Origin of the sequence: Xanthomonas codiaei, assembly GCF_002939785.1 — a bacterium.
Lineage (GTDB): Bacteria > Pseudomonadota > Gammaproteobacteria > Xanthomonadales > Xanthomonadaceae > Xanthomonas > Xanthomonas codiaei.
In genome coordinates, this window is sequence record NZ_MDEC01000002.1 from 12243 (window position 1) to 29055 (window position 16813).

Here is a 16813-nt window from a genome sequence, read left to right on the forward strand (position 1 = left end):
GCGATGCGCCCGCCGATACGGGACACCGCCTGCATCCGTCCACGATCACGGGTCTGCCGGGCGCGTGGCTACAGCTCGTACGACAACACGTCTTCGAAGCCGAAGGTAGCGAAGTTCTCGATGCGCGAAGGATACAGACGACCGATCAGATGGTCGTATTCGTGCTGCACGACGCGGGCGTGGAAGCCTTCGGCCTGGCGATCGATCGGGCTGCCGTCGGGCGCGAAACCGCGATAACGGATGCGACGGTAGCGCGGAATCACCGCGCGCAGCCCCGGGATCGACAGGCAGCCTTCCCAGCCGTTTTCCATCTCCTCCGACAACGGCTCGATCTGCGCATTGGCCAACGCCGTACGCGGCACCGGTGGCGCCTCGGGATAACGCTCGCTGGCCTCGAAACCGAACACCATCAATTGCAGGTCCACCGCGATCTGCGGTGCCGCCAGGCCGACGCCGTGTGCGTGGTCCATGGTCTCGAACATGTCGGCCACCAGTGCCTGCAGTTCGGCGCTGCCGAGGTTGGTGACCGGAGGTGCGACACGCAGCAGACGCTGGTCGCCCATGCGGATGATCTGGCGAATCATGCGGATGCTCCCGAAAACGATGACGCGATCTTAGAGCCTGCGATGCACGTCGAGGTGAGCGCGAAGCGGCCGATGGCCTGCCCCGAGGTGGGCGTTGCCCCCGCTGGCCGCCCGGGCAACGCACGCTCCCCGGGGCAGCGCGCCAGTCCACCGTCCGGATGGCGGGTCCGTCACTGCCACCGCGCATGCGCCGTGCTGCAAGACAGCGCAGCGGTCAGCCGCCGATCGGCCGCCCGGTATCGTCCAGCACACGCTCGCCGCCTTCCTTGCGGAAGGCGCCGGTGGCGGGCGGCAACACGGCCAGTACCTGCTCGGCGGGGCGGCATAGCCGGGTACCCAGCGGCGTCTGGACGAACGGGCGATTGATCAGCACCGGATGCGCCAGCATCGCGCTCAGCAAGGCGGCATCGTCCAGCTCCGGATCGTCGAGCCCCAGCTCCAGATAAAGCGTTTCCTTCTGCCGGATCGCCTCGCGTACCGACAGACCCGCCTGGGCAATCAGCTGCTGCAACCTCTGCAGGCTTGGCGGGTGCTGCAGGTAGTGGATGATCTGCGGTTCGATGCCGACATGCCGGATCAGCGCCAGGGTGTTGCGGGACGTGCCGCAGGCGGGATTGTGATAGATGACGGCGTGCATGCAGGTCCTCGAAGGTGCGACGGAGCACGCGTGCAGGCGTGACTGCTCACGCCCCGCCGCGACGCGTGGCGCGCAGTGTACGAGCGGATGGATCGAGTGCGCACACGCACCGACCGGCTCCGTCCTGCGGGGGCAGGTTTTCCGTGCCGCCCTTGGCGCACCCCGCCAGGCGACCAGCGGCGACCGGGTCGTCCACCACCGTCTCCATCACGCCGCACCTCAAGCCCCTCCCGCGCCGATCACGACGGCATCGATCACTTCCCTGCCGCGCGCTGGCCCACGGCTGCGCGGCAAGCGCGGGCCAGGCACGAAACGCCAGTGTGACGGACCGGCGCGCCATGTGCCGGCGCACGACCCACGCAGCGTCGCCCGCACCGCATCCGCCCATGTCGGCACCTGCCCGAAGACGGCGGGCGGCCCCCTCTTGGCGCCGCGTCGGATTTCTGACTGAGGCCGGCGCCAGACGGGGTCTTGGATCCAAACAAGCAGCCGAGCACAAGCACGAAGCTGACTTTTTCAGGCCATTGCTTCGCATGAGACGCCCGACCTGTCAAAAGATTGACACAAGTCACGGATTCATGATTCAGTCATGAACAGACTAAACCGGAAGGATTCTCCCGAACGCCGGGATCTCGCACGGCGTTCTTTCTGCAGTTGGACCCAAGGAAACCCCAACGATGATGAGCTTTCGCAAGCCCGGATGGATGTTGTCCGGCGTGCTGTGTATCGCCTGCCTGCCGGCGCTAGCCGGGGCGCAGGATGTCGCCGCCAGTTCCAAGGTCGGCATCGATCCTGCCACCGGCAAGCTGCGCCCGCTGACCGACGCCGAGAGCGCGGCACTGGACCGGCAGGCCGGCGCGGCTGCGCGCAGCGCCGCGACCCGCACGGCGATACCGCAGACCGAGGCCGCCGCCCGCGCCACCGAGCGTCGCCTGCCCAACGGCACCGTGGCGCGCAAGTTGCCGGCCACGCAGATGAGTTCGCTGACCGCCACCCGTCAGGCCGATGGGCGGATCGTGATCGAACACGGCGACGACGCCGACACCCAACCCGCCCACGCCGAGCACGGAGCGCTGCCGCATGAATAAGCCCTTGTTGCTGTTGTCCCTGGCCGTGGGCGCCGCACTCGCGCCGCTGCACGCCTCGGCTGCCAATGTCACGCTGATCAATGGCGATGCGGGCACCGTGGTCGGCTTGAACGACCCGACCGCCGCTGCCCCGCTGGGCGGCAACCCCGGGCGCTCGGTGGGCGAGCAGCGTCGCATCGCCTACCAGTACGCAATGGACCTGTGGGGCGCGGTGCTGCAGAGCAATGTCGAGATCAAGGTCTACGCCTCGTTCGCGCGACTGACCTGTACCGCCACCGGCGGCACCCTGGGCCAGGCCGGCCCCAACTGGATCGTCAACAACTTCCCCGGCGCCAAGCCCAATACGCTGTACCCGTCTGCATTGGGCGATGCGATCGCCGGGCAGGACCTGGTGCCCGATCCGGCCGATCCGGCCGACGTGTTCTCGCAATTCAACGGCGACCTGGGCAAGGACGACTGCCTGGCCGGCTCCGGCTGGTACCTGGGCCTGGACGGCAAGACGCCGGAAGGCCAGATCAACTTCCTCAATGTGGTCATGCACGAGATCGGCCACGGCCTGGGCGCTGCCGGCTTCCTCAACAAGACCACCGGTGTGCTCGGTTCGGGCAGCGGCCTGACCGACGTCTACACCTCGCAGGCCTACGACAACGTGCAGAACAAGCGCTTCGACGATCCGGCCATGACCAACGCCCTGCGCGCCGAAGCGATGCGCACGCCGGGCCGCACGGTATGGGCCGGCACGCGCGTCAACCGCGAGGCGGCCTTGATCCTGGATCCGCGTACCCTGCTGCAGGTCACCGCGCCCAGCACCGCCGCCGGCAAGTTCGAGGTGGGCTTTGCCAGCTTCGGCCCGCTGGCCACCGCCGGCAATTTCCCCGCCCGCGCGGTGGTGACGGTCAACGATGGCGTCGCCGCCGCATCGGCCACCGATGGCTGCGAGACGCCGTTCGTCAACGCGGCCGAGGTGGCCGGCAAGGTGGCGCTGATCGACCGCGGCACCTGCGCCTTCGCCATCAAGGTCAAGAACGCCCAGCTCAATGGCGCGGTGGGCGTGATCGTGGCCAACAACGCCGCCGGCGTGCAGACCATGGGCAACGCGGCACCGCCGATCACCGACATCACCATCCCGGCGATCATGGTGTCGCAGGCCGATGGCGCACGCCTGAAGGGCAGCACTGCGGTCGTGGCCGGGCTGTACGAGGACCCGGACCTGCTGCAGGGCACCGACAGTGCCGGCCGCACGCGCTTGTACGCCCCCAGCGTGGTGGCGGGCGGCTCGACGTTCTCGCACTTCGACACCGACCTGCAGCCGAACGCGTTGATGGAACCGTTCGATACGCCGGAAGTGCAGGCGCATCTGAACATCGACCTGACCCCGGCGATGTTTGCCGACATCGGCTGGACCTTGAACCGCGGCCTGACTCGGCTGGGCAACTGCAATACGCTGGTGCCGACCGTGGAGACCGGCGGCCTGATCGCCGGCGCCAATGTCACCGCCGAGAGCAGCCTGTGCAAGACGCAGAATGCAGGCAACCGCTTCGGTTACCTGAGCTGCATGAACGACCATCTGCGCGAACTGGAAGGCCAGGGAGCGATCAGCCGCGTGCAGCAGGCGGCGACCTTCATCTGCGCCACCAAGGTGCGCCCGTAAGGCGCGCCTGCAACCCGTAATGGGGATGCGAACGGCGCCGCGAGGCGCCGTTCGTTTGTGCGGTGTCCGGCGGTGCGCCGCAGGCCGGCCTGGGCATCCATGCACGTGCGCGGCATGCATCGCCGGCACAGGCCGCAGGCCTCGATCGCTCTGGCTCGCATGCAGCGGCGACGGCCGGCGGGGTGGAGCCCACCGGCCGTGCCGTCACTGCCTCAACGATCGGCGGCGTACGGCGAGGTCAGCACCTGCGGCGCACGCCCAAGCGCGGCGCCGAGGCGGTCCATCACGAACCGCAGATAGAGATTGCTGCTGAACTGGTTGTAGTCGCGCGCGTTGTTGAAGGTCATGCGCCCGCCCAGGAACAGCTGCGGCGCCACCTGCCATTCGGCCGCGCCGCTGAGGTTGTAGGACACCCCGGTGCGGCTCTGGCCGGCGTACACCGGATCGGTGTAGCGGTCGACCAGGCCGAGCAATGCGGCCAGCGACGCCGCATCGTAGGCGGCCTGCTGCAGGGTCGGGTCGGTGGGGAAGTACGCTGTCGGGTCGGTCTTGAAATGCTGCACGCCGATGCTGGCGTCGACCTTCCAGTTGACGGTCTGTCCTGCGCTGCGGCCGCTCCAGTGCACCGGGAAGCCGAGGTCCACATACTCCTGCGGGCTGAAGTAACCACCGTGCCCGTAGGTGAAGCCACTGAGGTTCTTGTCGTACTGCATGGCGGTCAGGTTGACGCCGGCGGTCAGCGACTGGTTGCGGGTTTCCAGCGCATGCACGTAGAAGCCCAGGTCGGCCTGGCGGTGGTCGTTGTCGGCCACGTTGTTGCCCCTCAGGCGATGCGCGGCCAGGTTGGCGTAGCCACCGAGCAGGCCGTTGTCGGCCGTGGCCGACAGCGCGATGCCGCTGCTGGTGACACCGCCCCATTCGCGCCCGCTGCGGCCGTCCTGCGCGCCGGCGAACGACAGCACGCTGTCGGTGACCGCGCGCCGCGAGGCATCGGCCGACCAGCTCACAGTCTCGCCGAGTTCGCCGCGATAGCCGACACCGCCGACGATGTTCTGTTCCTGGAATCCGATCGGCGTGCTGCCCACATCGGCGCTGAACCCGCCGTTGCGGTAGCGCACGCCGACACCGACGCCGGTGTCGTCCTGGCTGAGCCGGCGCGCACCGTTGCCGGTGGCGGCCATGCTGTTGAGCGTGGCGGCCAGCGTGGTGGGCGTCTGCTGCGCGGCGGCATCGCTGCTGGCCAGGGCCTGCAACGCGGCGCCGTCGCCGGCGGCCAGCTGCTCGCTGATGGCGGTGTTGCCGAGGATGTCGCGCGCCAGCTGCGCGATCGGGGTGTTGGACGCATTGACGCTGAGCAAGTACGCCGGCAGCGGTTCGTTGGCCAGTGCAGCCAGCGCGGCCGGCGTGCTGTTGTTGTTCTCGGTCAACAGCTCGCCGAACAGGCCGGTGTTCAAGGCATAGCGACGCAGGCGTTCGCGCGTGGCGGCGGTGTTGCCTTCGGTGGCGAGCAGTTGGTAGACCGAGGAGTTGGTCAGCGTGTCGATCGAGCTGCGGTCGGCGGCGAGCGCGTCGTTGACCGCCGTCTGCGGGCCGCTGCCGAAGCGGCTGGCGGTAGCGTAATCGGAGGTCACGGTACCGGCATCCACCACGGTGGGCGTCAGCGTCAGCCCGAGCTTGCCTTCGCCGACCGCGAACTCGGCCTGCACCGGCATTTCGATGTCGTCCAGGCGGCCCAGGCCGTCTTCGCCATCGCGCGAGCGGTACAACGCGCCACCGGCGAGGTGGTCGCTGTTCTCCGACTGCACGGCGCGCAGTTCGTCGAGCACGCTGTTGCCGCTGCCGACCGGCGGCAGCGCCTGGGCGGCCGGCCTGGTCAGGCGTGGGCCGGCATCCGCGCCGATCGGCGCGACAGTGCGCGTGGCCAATGGCGCATCGTCGCGCGAGGACGCGCGCGTGCGGCTGCCGGGTGCTGGCAGCATGGTCGGCGCAGCGCTGGCGCTGACCGGTTGCGGCAACACATCGGTGCCGTTGTCGACGGAGGGAGCGGCAGCGGCCAAGCGTGCCAATGCCGGCGGCGCGGCGACCGTACCCTCGCCGTACGCGTCACCGGCCTGCATGCGCTCGGACAGTACCGCCGGCGAGCGCGGCATGCTGCCGGTCATGCCGGAGAACGGATTGAGCGGGCGACCGGACGAGGCCACAGCAGCGGGGCCGCGTGCGGCCGGCAGGCCGTTGTCGAGCTGGCCGGCCTGGCGCTGTTGCGCAGCCAGCGAGGCGCGGAAATATTGCTCGGCCTTGCGGTTCTTGCCGGCGCTGCGATACACGCGGCCGGCCGCGGCCAGCACTTCCGGCGACTCCGGTGCCTGCACCAGCGCGCGTTGCAGATAGCTCTCGGCATTGCGCAGATCCGACTGCGCGGCGGCGCTGTTGGCGGCGGCGGTGAGCGTGTCCAGATCGTTGGGATGGCGCTGCAGGATCTGCTGGTACAGCGCCAGCGCCTGCGGCTGGTCGCCGGCGGCGGCATACAGCCGCGCCAGCGCGGCCTGAGCGTCGCGGTTGTCCGGTTGCTGCGCCAGGATCGGCGACAGCGCGTCATAGGCGCCTTCCAGATTTCCCAGCTCGCGCAAGGCATCCACCTGCCGCAGCGTGTAGGCGCTGCGCAGGCCCTGATAGCGGCGCAATTGTTCCGGCGTCATGGTGGTGGATTGCAGCTGGCGCAGCACCGCCGACAGCTCGGCGTCCTGCTGCGCACGCAGCAGCACGCCGGCATATTGCAGGCGGTCTTCGGTGCGCGGGTTGGCGCCGGTGACCAGGCGCTGGGCCAGCACCAGCGCGCGCTGGGTGTTGCCGGCGTCGGCATGCGCACCGGCCAGCGCGGCCAGCAATTGCGGGTCGTCGAGCTGGTTGCCCAGCGCGGTTTCGGTCCGCGCCAGCAACTGCTGGGCCTCGCCCACCCGGCCCTGCTGCACCAGCCCGCGCGCCTGGCGTGCCTGCAGTTCGATCCAGGCGGTGGTGCGCAGCTGGGTCATCTCCGGCGTGCGCGCAGCCACCGGGATGCGGTCCAGGCTGTCGTAGGCGCCCTGCCAGTCGCCGCTTTCCTGGGCGAACAGCGCATTGGCCTGCAGCGCTTCGGGTTGGTCGGCATGCACGGCGAGCAGGCCGTCCATGACGCTGCGGGCCTGATCGGGGCGGCCGGCCTGCCGGTACAGGCGCGCCAGATCCAGGCGGATCCAGGCATCGCCCGGGCGCTCGACCATGGCCGCTTCCAGCTCGGCCTGTGCGCTGACCGCATCGCCCGCCTCCAGCGACTGGCGGGCACGCGCACGCTGCACGTTGGAACGCAGCAAGGCCTGCCCACCGGACTTAGCGCGTTCGGCGGCCGGCAGGCGGTTGAACAACTCGGTGGCTTCCTGCATGCGGCCCTGGCGGCTGTACAGCCCGACCAGGCCCTGCAGGGCGCCGGCATTGTCGGCATCGCGCGACAGCGCCTTGCGGTAGCTGGCCTCGGCGGCGACCGGGTCGCCGGCAGCCTGCAATCCGCCCAGCGCCACGTGGCCGGCCGGCTCGTTGGGCAGCAGCTGCACCGACTGCTCCACCAGCTGGCGTGCCTGCGCCAGGTCGCCGCGCGCACGTGCGGCCTCGGCCTGCTGCAGCTGCTGCCAATAACGCGCGCTGTCCAGTGCGGGCTTCCATTTGCCATTGCTGGCCGCGGCCGGGCGCAGCAGCTCCTGCGCTTCGGAAAAACGTTGCTGGCGCAGGCGCACCGAGCCCAGCCCACCCAGTGCCTCGGGGTCGCGCGCGCGCGCGCGCAGCACCTGGGTGAAGCGTTGTTCGGCCACGCTCAGGTTGCCGGCGTTGAGCGCACGGAAACCTTCGCCGAGCGCAACGCCATTGGGATCGGCGGGCGTGGTCTCGGCGCTGCGGCGGTTGCTCAGCTGGCCGAGCTTGGCGGTGACTTCGGCATCGTTCGGGGTGCCGGCCAGAAACGCCTGGTACAGCGGCGCATCGGCGCTGCTGGCGTTGAGCCACAGCAACGCCTGGCGCCAGCTGGTGCGCGCCGGGCCGCCCACGTCGGCGCGCTGCGCCAACGTGCGCAGCTGCGCGATGCCTTCGCGGCGGGTGGGTTCGCGGTAGCTCAGCACCTGGGCCAGGGCCAGCTGCAGCGACGGATTGCCCGGCTCGCCGGCCTGCAGCTTGCGTAGACCGTCGCGCGCGCGCTCCCAGCCGGTGGGCGTGCCCGCCAGCGATTGGTAGTACTCCAGCGCCAGGTTCGGCGGCGGTGCCTTGCCGGCGAACACGGCCTCGTAGTTGCGCGCGGCTTCCACATACCGCCCGGCGGCCGCGGCGCGGCGCGCGTTGCGCAGGTTGGGGTCTTCGCCGGCGCCGGCGCTGCCGCGCGCGCCGATCGCCACGCGCAGGCGCTGGGCCTGCGGCGATTGCGGGTGGGCCGCCTCCAGCTGCTGCAGGCGCTTGCGCGCTTCGGACTGGCGGCCCTGCGCCAGGTCGATCTGGGCCAGGCCGAGCAAGGCATCCGGCTGGTCCGGGTCGATACCGAGCAGCTTCTTCCAGGTGTCGGCGGCCAGATCGTCGCGGCCCTGGTCATGCCAGTAATTGCCCTGCCCGACCAGTTGCTGGGTGGCGCTGGTCTGCGCATGCACCGGTGAGGCGAGCAGGCACAGGTCGATCATGCCGGCGAGGTAGAGCGGGGTCAGGTTTTTGCGGAGCATGCAGGCGTTCTCCAGGCGGGCAACAGGCGCCCGTCTGCGGCAAAGCGGTAGCGGTTCTCAAGCCAGCCCTGTCCGAACAGGGCCAGCGTGCGTTCGTAGTACGGCAGGGCGGCGGCCGCGGGCTGGGCGGCGGCGGGAATGCGCTGCGCCTGCGCCTTGAGCAAGGCGGGCTGGCCCAGGGCGCTCAGGTACGGCAGCAGCGCGGCGGAAAAGCCCACCGGCACCGCGCCGGTGCCCACGCCGCGCGCGGTATCGATCTTTTCGGCGAAACCGGTGCCTGCCGCCAGCAGGTCGGCCGGTCCGGACAGGTCCTGCAGCAGCCTGGCGCGCAGCGGTTCGCCGGCATCGAGCATGCCGGCCCACAGATACACGCGGATGGCGTCGTAGCTGCCGACATTGCCGCGCTTGGGATCGGCGCTGAAGCTGGTGCCGTCCCATACCGTCCAGTCCGGGGCGAATCCCACCGGCGCACTGTCGCGCAGCACGCGCGCGCTGTTGGCGGCGATGGCGGCCCATGGGCCCTTGGGATCGGCACTGGCACACCGACGCAGAGCCTGGATCGGCAGGTAGCTGGGGTTGAGCGTCCAGCGGCCCTTCTCGACGAATCCGTTGCGGCCGGGCAACAGCATCGGCCCGAGCCCGGGCAGCGTGGCCACTTCCTGCGCGCGCATCAGCTGCAGGATCTGCTGGCCGGCCTTGACATAGCCGGGGCGGTTCCACAGCCGGCCGGCTTCCAGCAGCGCGTAGGCGATCCACAACTCGCCGTCGCTGGCGGTGTTGGGGTCGAGCACCCGCCAGGTGCCGCCCTCGTCGCGGCCCCACAGCCAGGCCGGCAGGTTCAGGTCCGGACGGCCGCCGCACAGGTTGTGCCGGGTCCAGCCCAGCACCTTGTCGAACAGCACCTGGTCGTTGGCCACCAGCGCGAAGAACAGCGCGTACGACTGGCCTTCGGAAGTGGAGCGCTGGTCGGCATTGAGAAAATCCACCACCCGGCCATCGGGCTGGATGTGCCTGGAGACGAATGCATTCCACAACGGCCAGCCGCCGCACTGCGTCGGCGCCGGCTTGGCGCCCGCCGGCAGGACCGCCGCCAGGCCGGCCAGCGCGCCGGCGCGCAGCAGGCGGCGGCGGGTCATGGCACTGCCGGTGTGATGTGCGCTCATGTGCCCTGTCCTTCGTTGAGACGCTGCGCAGTATGCCGGCGCAGCAGCACGCGGGCGGCCAGGGCCAGCAACAGCGCCAGCAGGACCACGGTGAACGCCAGCCACACCGGATGGTGCGAGAAGTACCAGCGCAACCAGGTCGGCAGCGGCAGGTGGCCGACGTAGTAGGTCTGGTTGCCGACCAGGCTGGTGACCTTCTTCTGCTGCAGCAATACCACGCTGCCCTGGAAATCCTTGAGCAGGGCCGGGTCGAACCAGGCATCGAACAGGCGGCTCATGTTGGCCGGGTCTTCGGTCTGGAATGCGACCACGCTGCGGCCGGATGTCAGCGGCGATTCGAAGCCCATCAACAGCACATCGTCCGGCTGCGGCTGCAGCGCGATCTCGGCCGTGGTGGGCAGGTCGGTGCGGCGCGCATCGAAGGACAGGAAGCCGGGCAGCTTGTCGAACAGCCAGTCGGTCAGGCCGATACGCCGGCTCTGCCCGTCCTGGCCAATGGGAAGCTGAGCGCGCCATTGCTTGAACAAGGGCTGCGAGGTGGCGCTGCCGAGCAGCAGCAGATCGCGATCGGCGTGCTGCTGCACCGCGCTGGCGCCGATGATCTGCGCATGCAGCGCCGGGTAGCCGGTGGTCGCACCGAACCGCCCGAGCAGGGTCAGCACGTTGCCCAGGTCCTGATCGCCCGGGTTGTTGGGCAGCACGATGGTCGATTCGGACAGATCGGCCAGCCGCGTGAACGGATAGCCGGCGTTTGCGAACGCGGCCAGGTTCGGCATCGCCATGTAGTGATGGAAGCCGCTCAGGTCGATGGTGGAATCGGCATCGATGGCGCCGGACACGTCCGGGAAGGTGTTCTTGCATTCTTCGCCCTGCGGGCGATCGAAGAAGAAGTGGAAGCGCAGCTGGCTATTGGCCGAGAACGCGCCCACCGGCAACTTCAGGTCCTGGTGCACCGGCATGCTGCCGCGCGCACCCAGGCTGTTCCACCAGCGCATCGGGGTGGACTCGGCGAACGGGCGGCCGGTCAGCGGCAGCGTGGTCACGAACGACTCGTTGATGCTGACGTTGAGCGCGGACTTGTTATCCACCTCCGGCACCGTGTAACGGTATTTCAGCGCCACCGGAATGCCGTCGCGCTCCCACACGAACAGGTCTGGCGGCAGCTGCAGGCCGACCCGGATCAGGTCCGGGTGGTAGCCGGTGACATTGAGCGCGCCGGGCTGGGTGACCAGGTCGCCGAAGCGCACCGGATGTTCGCTGGACACCCACTTGGGCGCGTCGTAGGGCTGGCGCGGCGCCGGCGCGGACATCTCGCCGATCCGGGCCACCGCGCCGGTCAACGGCGCACGCAGCGCCAGTGCGGCGGCGGCGCGCTGCAGTTCCTCGCTGCTGCGGCCGAGCACCAGCAGCAGCTTGCCGTTGGGATCGGTGGGGTTGACCACCACCGCCACGGTGGGGCCGCGGATATCGGCCACGCCGCTGTCAGCGGTGGCGAACTGCGCCGGCAAGGTGGCCGGGGTGGCGAACACCACGGCGTTGCCGCTGGCCGGCAGGCTCGCGGTGGACGCGGGGAAGACCGCGCCGCGATACCCGGCCAGGGTGCCGAACCACGAGGCCACCGTGCCGGCCGCCTGCAACGTGTCCATGTCCGGCTGCTGCGGGAAGTAGAACGGCAACTCCAGACGCCGGGTGTCGCGGACGTCGAAGAACGGCACCGGCAGCAGCGCCAGGTTGTTGGCCAGCGCCAGCGGCGTGGTGGTCAGCGACAGGCTGGTGGCCGCGTCCACGTTCGCCCACAGGCTGCTGTGGTCGGGGTCTTCGCACTCGCGCGTGTAGTGGCCGATCAGCTGCAGGTTGAGCTGGTTGTAGTCGGTGATCAGGCGCGGGTCGATCGGCAGGTCCGCCGAGAGCAGCTTGCCGGCATTGGCCTTGTCGGTGGGCAAGGTGGCCACGGTGACGCCGTTGATGGTGACCTTGAGGTGCGACAGGTCCGGCAGCAAGGAGGGCGAGTAGCTGTACTTGAGATTGAGCGTGGCGGCAGTGACGATCTCGTCGCTGCGCACACTGAAGGGCACGCCGGCACTGCCCTGCACGCCGCGCAAGGTGATTTCGTAATCGATGCCCAGATCGCGCAGCGTGGCCGCACGCGCGCTGCCGGGGGGCAGCGGCGCCTCGGGCACGGTCGCCGCGGCGGCCTGCGCATCGGCTGCGGGCGCGGTCGGCGCGAGCTGCTGCGCCTGCGCCAGGCCAGCCAGGAGGGTGAGCGCGCAGGTCAACACGGCGGGGGACATTCGCATCAATGGCTTCTTGGCAAGGGAAAGGGACACAGCACGCATCACGCTCACGACTCCAGATCCACCGGGCGCGAGGGGCGAAAGCCCTGCCGCGCACTGTCCACCATATGCCGGCCCAGCCGCCCGAAGCCGCGTGCACTGGCTTCCAGCACCTGGCCCATCGAGCGCCAGAACGAATCGCGGTCGTGCTGGCCCCATTGCGAGAGCCAGATATCGGCGCGCGCGAAGGTGGATGCCACCAGCCAGCGTTCCTGCTCCATCGACATCTGCGTGAACTGGATGCTGACCTGGCCATCGCGATCCTGCCGCACCACCGCCGGCAGGGTCTGTTCGATGCCACGATGGCTCAGCCCGATCTGGACCGGCAGGCCGGGTTCGATCGGCTGCGGCCGATCGAGCTTGATCGCCATGCCGCCGGTGGAGAAATTCAACGAGCGGCTGGGCAGCACGTTGCCGTCGGGCAGGTACAGGTTGACCGGGATATCCAGCGGCACGCGGTGTGCGCTGCGCACCTGGCGGGTTTCGCTGGCAGTGGCGATCGTGGCGCCCAGCAGCACCATGTTGTACAGCGTCCAGGCCAGGTTGAACCAGATCGTCTGCTGCTCGCCGCTGCCGCCGACATAGATCAGCCGCAGCACGCCGGCCACCACGCCCACCACGTTGAGCAGCAGCAGGAACAGATAGGGCTTTGCGATCTGCGCGTCGAAATAGCTGCGCGCCACCAGGCCGCCCTTCGGGGTCACGTTGAACTTGCCCAGCTTGGGGTTGATCAGCGCCACCAGCGTCGGGCGGAAGATGTACCAGGCCAGCGTGGTCTCGTAGACCTCGTTCCACAGCAGATGGCGGAACCGGCTCTGCACGCGCAGGTTGGTCAGGTTGGCCTGCAGGATGTGCGGCAGCGCATAGGCCAGGATCATCAATGCCGAGGCCTGGATCACATGCGCGCCGAAGAACAGGTAGGCCAGCGGCGCGGTGAGGTAGATGATGCGCGGCAGCCCGTAGAAGAAGTGCAGCATCGCGTTGAGATAGCACAGCCGCTGCGAGAGCTTGAGCCCGCGGCCGAGCAAGGGGTTATCGATGCGCGCGATCTGCGCCATGCCGCGTGCCCAGCGGATGCGCTGTGCCACATGGCCGGACAGGCTTTCGGTCGCCAGCCCTGCGGCCTGCGGCACCGCCAGGTAGGCGGTGCGGTACCCGCGGCGCTGCAGTTTGAGCGCGGTGTGCGCATCTTCGGTGACGGTTTCCACCGCCACCCCGCCCACTTCTTCCAAGGCGGTGCGCTTGATCACCGCGCACGAGCCGCAGAAGAACGTGGCATTCCACTGGTCGTTGCCATCCTGCAGCAGGCCGTAGAACAGCTCGCCCTCGTTGGGCACCTTGCCGTGGGTGTCGAGGTTGCGCTCGAACGGATCCGGCGAGAAGAAATAGTGCGGCATCTGCACCAGCGCCAACTTGGTGTCGCGCAGGAACCAGCCCATCGCCACCTGCAGGAACGAGCGGGTCGGGATGTGGTCGCAGTCGAAGATCGCCACGTACTCGCCGCTGCACTTCTTCAAGGCCGCATTGATGTTGCCGGCCTTGGCATGCGCGTTGTTGGTACGGGTGACGTAATTGATGCCGACTTCGGCGCAGAACTCACGGAACTCGTCGCGGCGGCCGTCATCGAGCAGGTGGATGGTGATCTTGCCGGCCGGCCAGTCGATCACGCTGGCGGCCAGCACGGTGGTGCGCACCACCGACAGCGGCTCGTTGTAGGTGGGAATGAAGACATCCACGCTTGGCCACAGGCTCTGGTCGGCCGGCAACGGCACCGGCTTGCGGTTGAGCGGCCACAGCACCTGGAAATAGCCCAGCACCAGGATCACGAACGCATACAGCTCGGCGCCGAGCAGGCCCAGGCCGAGAATGAAATCCACCGCGCTGCCCACGCCCATGGTCTGGGTCATGCGCCACCAGATGTAGCGGCACGACACCGCCAGCGACATGCCCATCATCATCAGGATGACCACCCGCCCGCCACGGTTGCGCACCGCCAGCGCCACGGCGAACAGCACGCCGGAGAACACCAGCTGCTGGTTCACGTCCATCGGCACGGCCACCACGAACACCAGCAGCAACGCACCCAGCAGCCACAGCGCCCAGGTCGCCAGCCTTGGCAGCGGTGATGCGGAACGGACACTGGCAGCGGTCATCGGACAAATCCTTTCAGGCGTGGCGGCATGCGGCAAAACGGAAACGAACAAGCGCGCGGGCGCTTGCCGGGGATCACTCTGCTACGGGAATCAACGCGAGCGCAGCCGCTTGAGCGGGCTCTGTGCCGAGGTGCGCGCGTCGGCCTGCAACAGGCGCTGGAACAGGCGTTCCAGCGGCGTATGCGCCGGCCGCTCGGGCGTCGGCAGGCCGCGCGGGCCGGACTCGTCGAGCTGGCGCAGCTTGCGCAGCGGCGCCAGCGCATCGGCTGGCGTCAGCTCGGGAACCGCGTCGTCCGGTGCTGCGGCCTGCGCGGTACCCGGCGCCTGCACGGCTGGCGCGTGCGGCGCCGGGGCCGCTGTCGGCAGGGGCGGCATCACCGCGTCCGGTACGGGCGTCACCGCCTCGGCCGGTGCAGGCGCATCGGTCGGCTTGCGTGGCGGCAGCTGGGTGTAGGCGAAGTCGTGGTAGCCCTCGCTCGCCTGCGTCCCCAACCGCGCGAACAGGCCCGAGACATCGTCATGCCCAGGTGCATTCTTGGTGTCCTTCGATGCCATCACTGTCCCCTTGCCCGATCACACATGCTCATGCCGTCCGCGCCAGCACGAACTGGCGCAGATCGACGGTCTCGCCCGGAACGGTCTGCACCGCCAGGCCTGCCAGCATCCCCAATTGCTGGAACCACCCTTCATACACGCCTTGCAAGAACCCATCGCTCCACGCCGCGCCGTCCAGGGCCACGCCCAACGGCGCGCCGCCATGGCGGATCTGCACATGGTCGGCATGTTCGTCCATGGTGCACTGGCCCCAGTCGCAGCCGTCCCAGATCGCATTGGCGGCCTGTTGCACCTCATCCAGCGTGGTGCAGGGCGCAAGCCGGTGCTCGCGCGCGAAACGGCGGCCGATACGCGCCATCAGGGTGGCCAGATCGTGCTCGGGCAACTCGGCACCGAATTCCTCGGCCATCGCCCGCACGAAGCCCAGCCACTGGCGCGAGCAACTGCGGGTGCGATAGAGCGACAGTGGATCGAGTGCGGACATTCGACAGGCTTCGCGAGGGAGGGACGTCACATACGACGCATGCGCCAAAAGTGATGCAAGCGTGATGCCAATGTTAACGTTTGCCAACTGGCAATTGAGAGATGCATCTCACTTTTCCGGGCATTCCCTGACAGCCGCCGGTCCTTTTCGGCAGTTACTGCCGGCCTGCGTCAGTGGTTGCCGCTACCGGTCAGGCGCCTTCCGGCATCGGCGGCAGGCCGAACACGTCGCGCAGATAGCGCAGGTAGCCGGCGTCCTCGCACATGCTCTTGCCGGGCGAATCGCTCAGCTTGGCCACCGGCTGGCCGTTGCAGCGGACCATCTTGATCACGATCTGCAGCGGCGTCGGCCCCAGGTCGTTGGTCAGGCTGGTGCCCACCCCGAACGCCAGCCGGCAGCGGGTGTGGAAGTGCTGGTACAGCCGCATCACCTTGTCGATATTGAGGCCATCGCTGAACACCAGCACCTTGGTCCTGGGATCGATGCGATGGGCTTGCAGGTGCGCAATCACCCGCTCGCCCCACTCGAACGGGTCGCCGGAATCGTGGCGCATGCCGTCGAACAGCTTGCAGAAGTACAGGTCGAAGTCGCGCAGGAACGCGTCCAGCCCCACCACATCCGATAGCGCGATGCCCAGGTCGCCGCGGTACTCGCGCGCCCACGACTCCAGCGCGGCCACCTGCGAATCGCGCAGCCGCGGCCCCAGCGCCTGGAACGCCTGCAGGTATTCGTGCGCCATCGTGCCCAGCGGGGTCAGGCCGTAATGCTTGGCGAAATACACATTGCTGGTGCCCACGAACTGCTCGCCCAGCCCGTCGCGCAGCAACGGCAGCAGCTCGCCGTGCCAATGCCGCGAATAGCGCCGCCGGGTGCCGTAATCGGCGATCTTGCAGCCGGCCGGCATGCCGCGCAGGCTGCTCACCTTGGCGCGCAAGCGGCTGCGCCCCTCTTCGAAATCCGGCTCGGAAGTGTTGCGGAACCACACCTCGTTGACGATGGCCAGCAACGGCACCTCGAACAGGATGGTGTGCAGCCAGGGCCCGCGAATGGTCAGTTCGATCTCGCCCGGGTGGGTGCTGGACGCCGCCAGTTGCAGGTATTTGCGGTCCAGGTGGAACAGCGCCAGGAAGTCGGCGAAGTCCGGCTTGATGAAGCGCAGGCTGCGCAGGTAGTCCACCTCGTCCTCGCGCAGGCGCAACCGGCACAGCGCGTCGATCTCGCGCGAGATCTCATCGATGAACTGCGCCAGGTCCACGCCGGGCGTACGGCACTTGAAGCGGTACTCGACCTGGGCGGCCGGGTGCTGGTGCAGCACCGCCTGCATCATGGTGAATTTGTACAGGTCGGTGTCGAGCAGCGAATGGATGATCATGCCGTCGGATTATGCCCGCAGCGGCAGCGCGCGCGTGCAAGTGGGCATGACCGGACCGCTGGCTGC

The 16813-nt window shown here is 68.9% G+C and carries 11 protein-coding genes; 2 read left to right on the plus strand and 9 right to left on the minus strand.

Translation table 11 applies throughout. The features are described 5' to 3' along the window. Nucleotides 1–68: 68 nt before the first annotated feature. Both def and arsC read right to left on the minus strand, forming a co-directional pair. Nucleotides 69–584: a peptide deformylase gene (def, locus tag XcodCFBP4690_RS01470; protein ID WP_104539304.1), complete on the minus strand. Its 516-nt coding sequence runs from the start codon at nt 582–584 to the stop codon at nt 69–71. A 214-nt stretch (nt 585–798) separates the two neighbouring features. Next, nucleotides 799–1221: an arsenate reductase (glutaredoxin) gene (gene arsC / locus XcodCFBP4690_RS01475; protein WP_104539305.1), complete on the minus strand. Its 423-nt coding sequence runs from the start codon at nt 1219–1221 to the stop codon at nt 799–801. 677 nt (nt 1222–1898) lie between these two features. Here arsC and XcodCFBP4690_RS01480 point away from each other — a divergent pair. After that, entirely contained in the window at nt 1899–2309 is a 411-nt protein-coding gene (locus XcodCFBP4690_RS01480; RefSeq protein ID WP_146091806.1) for a post-PEP-CTERM-1 domain-containing protein, read from the plus strand. Continuing rightward, entirely contained in the window at nt 2302–3960 is a 1659-nt protein-coding gene (locus tag XcodCFBP4690_RS01485; RefSeq protein WP_104539306.1) for a PA domain-containing protein, read from the plus strand. Before XcodCFBP4690_RS01480 ends, XcodCFBP4690_RS01485 begins: the two co-directional genes overlap by 8 nt. A 212-nt stretch (nt 3961–4172) precedes the next feature. Here XcodCFBP4690_RS01485 and XcodCFBP4690_RS01490 read toward each other — a convergent pair whose 3' ends face one another. The 7 genes from XcodCFBP4690_RS01490 to pncB all read right to left on the minus strand — a co-directional run bounded on the left by XcodCFBP4690_RS01490 (nt 4173) and on the right by pncB (nt 16747). After that, nucleotides 4173–8687: a cellulose biosynthesis protein BcsC gene (locus XcodCFBP4690_RS01490; protein ID WP_104539307.1), complete on the minus strand. Its 4515-nt coding sequence runs from the start codon at nt 8685–8687 to the stop codon at nt 4173–4175. After that, entirely contained in the window at nt 8669–9850 is a 1182-nt protein-coding gene (gene bcsZ, locus XcodCFBP4690_RS01495) for a cellulose synthase complex periplasmic endoglucanase BcsZ (RefSeq protein ID WP_104539308.1), read from the minus strand. The genes XcodCFBP4690_RS01490 and bcsZ overlap by 19 nt, the downstream gene beginning before the upstream one ends. Beyond that, nucleotides 9847–12147 carry a cellulose biosynthesis cyclic di-GMP-binding regulatory protein BcsB gene (gene bcsB / locus XcodCFBP4690_RS01500; protein WP_104539309.1) on the minus strand — a complete coding sequence of 767 codons (2301 nt, stop codon included), beginning with the start codon at nt 12145–12147 and terminating at the stop codon, nt 9847–9849. The genes bcsZ and bcsB overlap by 4 nt, the downstream gene beginning before the upstream one ends. A 44-nt stretch (nt 12148–12191) precedes the next feature. Then, entirely contained in the window at nt 12192–14336 is a 2145-nt protein-coding gene (gene bcsA / locus XcodCFBP4690_RS01505) for a UDP-forming cellulose synthase catalytic subunit (RefSeq protein ID WP_104539310.1), read from the minus strand. Nucleotides 14337–14426: 90 nt separating this feature from the next. Next, nucleotides 14427–14891, minus strand: a complete 465-nt coding sequence (locus XcodCFBP4690_RS01510; RefSeq protein ID WP_104539311.1) for a hypothetical protein — start codon at nt 14889–14891, stop codon at nt 14427–14429. Between the two features lie 28 nt (nt 14892–14919). Next, a complete protein-coding gene (bcsD, locus tag XcodCFBP4690_RS01515; protein WP_104539312.1) occupies nt 14920–15375 on the minus strand; it encodes a cellulose biosynthesis protein BcsD in 456 nt (151 codons plus the stop codon). A 190-nt stretch (nt 15376–15565) separates the two neighbouring features. Continuing rightward, nucleotides 15566–16747, minus strand: a complete 1182-nt coding sequence (pncB, locus tag XcodCFBP4690_RS01520) for a nicotinate phosphoribosyltransferase (RefSeq protein WP_104539313.1) — start codon at nt 16745–16747, stop codon at nt 15566–15568. Between the last annotated feature and the right edge of the window lie 66 nt (nt 16748–16813).

Coding starts and splice junctions, on each gene's coding strand:
- def (WP_104539304.1), bottom strand. CDS start 584: ATGATTCGCCAGATCATCCGCATGGGCGACCAGCGTCTGCTGCGTGTC.
- arsC (WP_104539305.1), bottom strand. CDS start 1,221: ATGCACGCCGTCATCTATCACAATCCCGCCTGCGGCACGTCCCGCAAC.
- XcodCFBP4690_RS01480 (WP_146091806.1), top strand. CDS start 1,899: ATGATGAGCTTTCGCAAGCCCGGATGGATGTTGTCCGGCGTGCTGTGT.
- XcodCFBP4690_RS01485 (WP_104539306.1), top strand. CDS start 2,302: ATGAATAAGCCCTTGTTGCTGTTGTCCCTGGCCGTGGGCGCCGCACTC.
- XcodCFBP4690_RS01490 (WP_104539307.1), bottom strand. CDS start 8,687: ATGCTCCGCAAAAACCTGACCCCGCTCTACCTCGCCGGCATGATCGAC.
- bcsZ (WP_104539308.1), bottom strand. CDS start 9,850: ATGAGCGCACATCACACCGGCAGTGCCATGACCCGCCGCCGCCTGCTG.
- bcsB (WP_104539309.1), bottom strand. CDS start 12,147: ATGCGAATGTCCCCCGCCGTGTTGACCTGCGCGCTCACCCTCCTGGCT.
- bcsA (WP_104539310.1), bottom strand. CDS start 14,336: ATGACCGCTGCCAGTGTCCGTTCCGCATCACCGCTGCCAAGGCTGGCG.
- XcodCFBP4690_RS01510 (WP_104539311.1), bottom strand. CDS start 14,891: ATGGCATCGAAGGACACCAAGAATGCACCTGGGCATGACGATGTCTCG.
- bcsD (WP_104539312.1), bottom strand. CDS start 15,375: ATGTCCGCACTCGATCCACTGTCGCTCTATCGCACCCGCAGTTGCTCG.
- pncB (WP_104539313.1), bottom strand. CDS start 16,747: ATGATCATCCATTCGCTGCTCGACACCGACCTGTACAAATTCACCATG.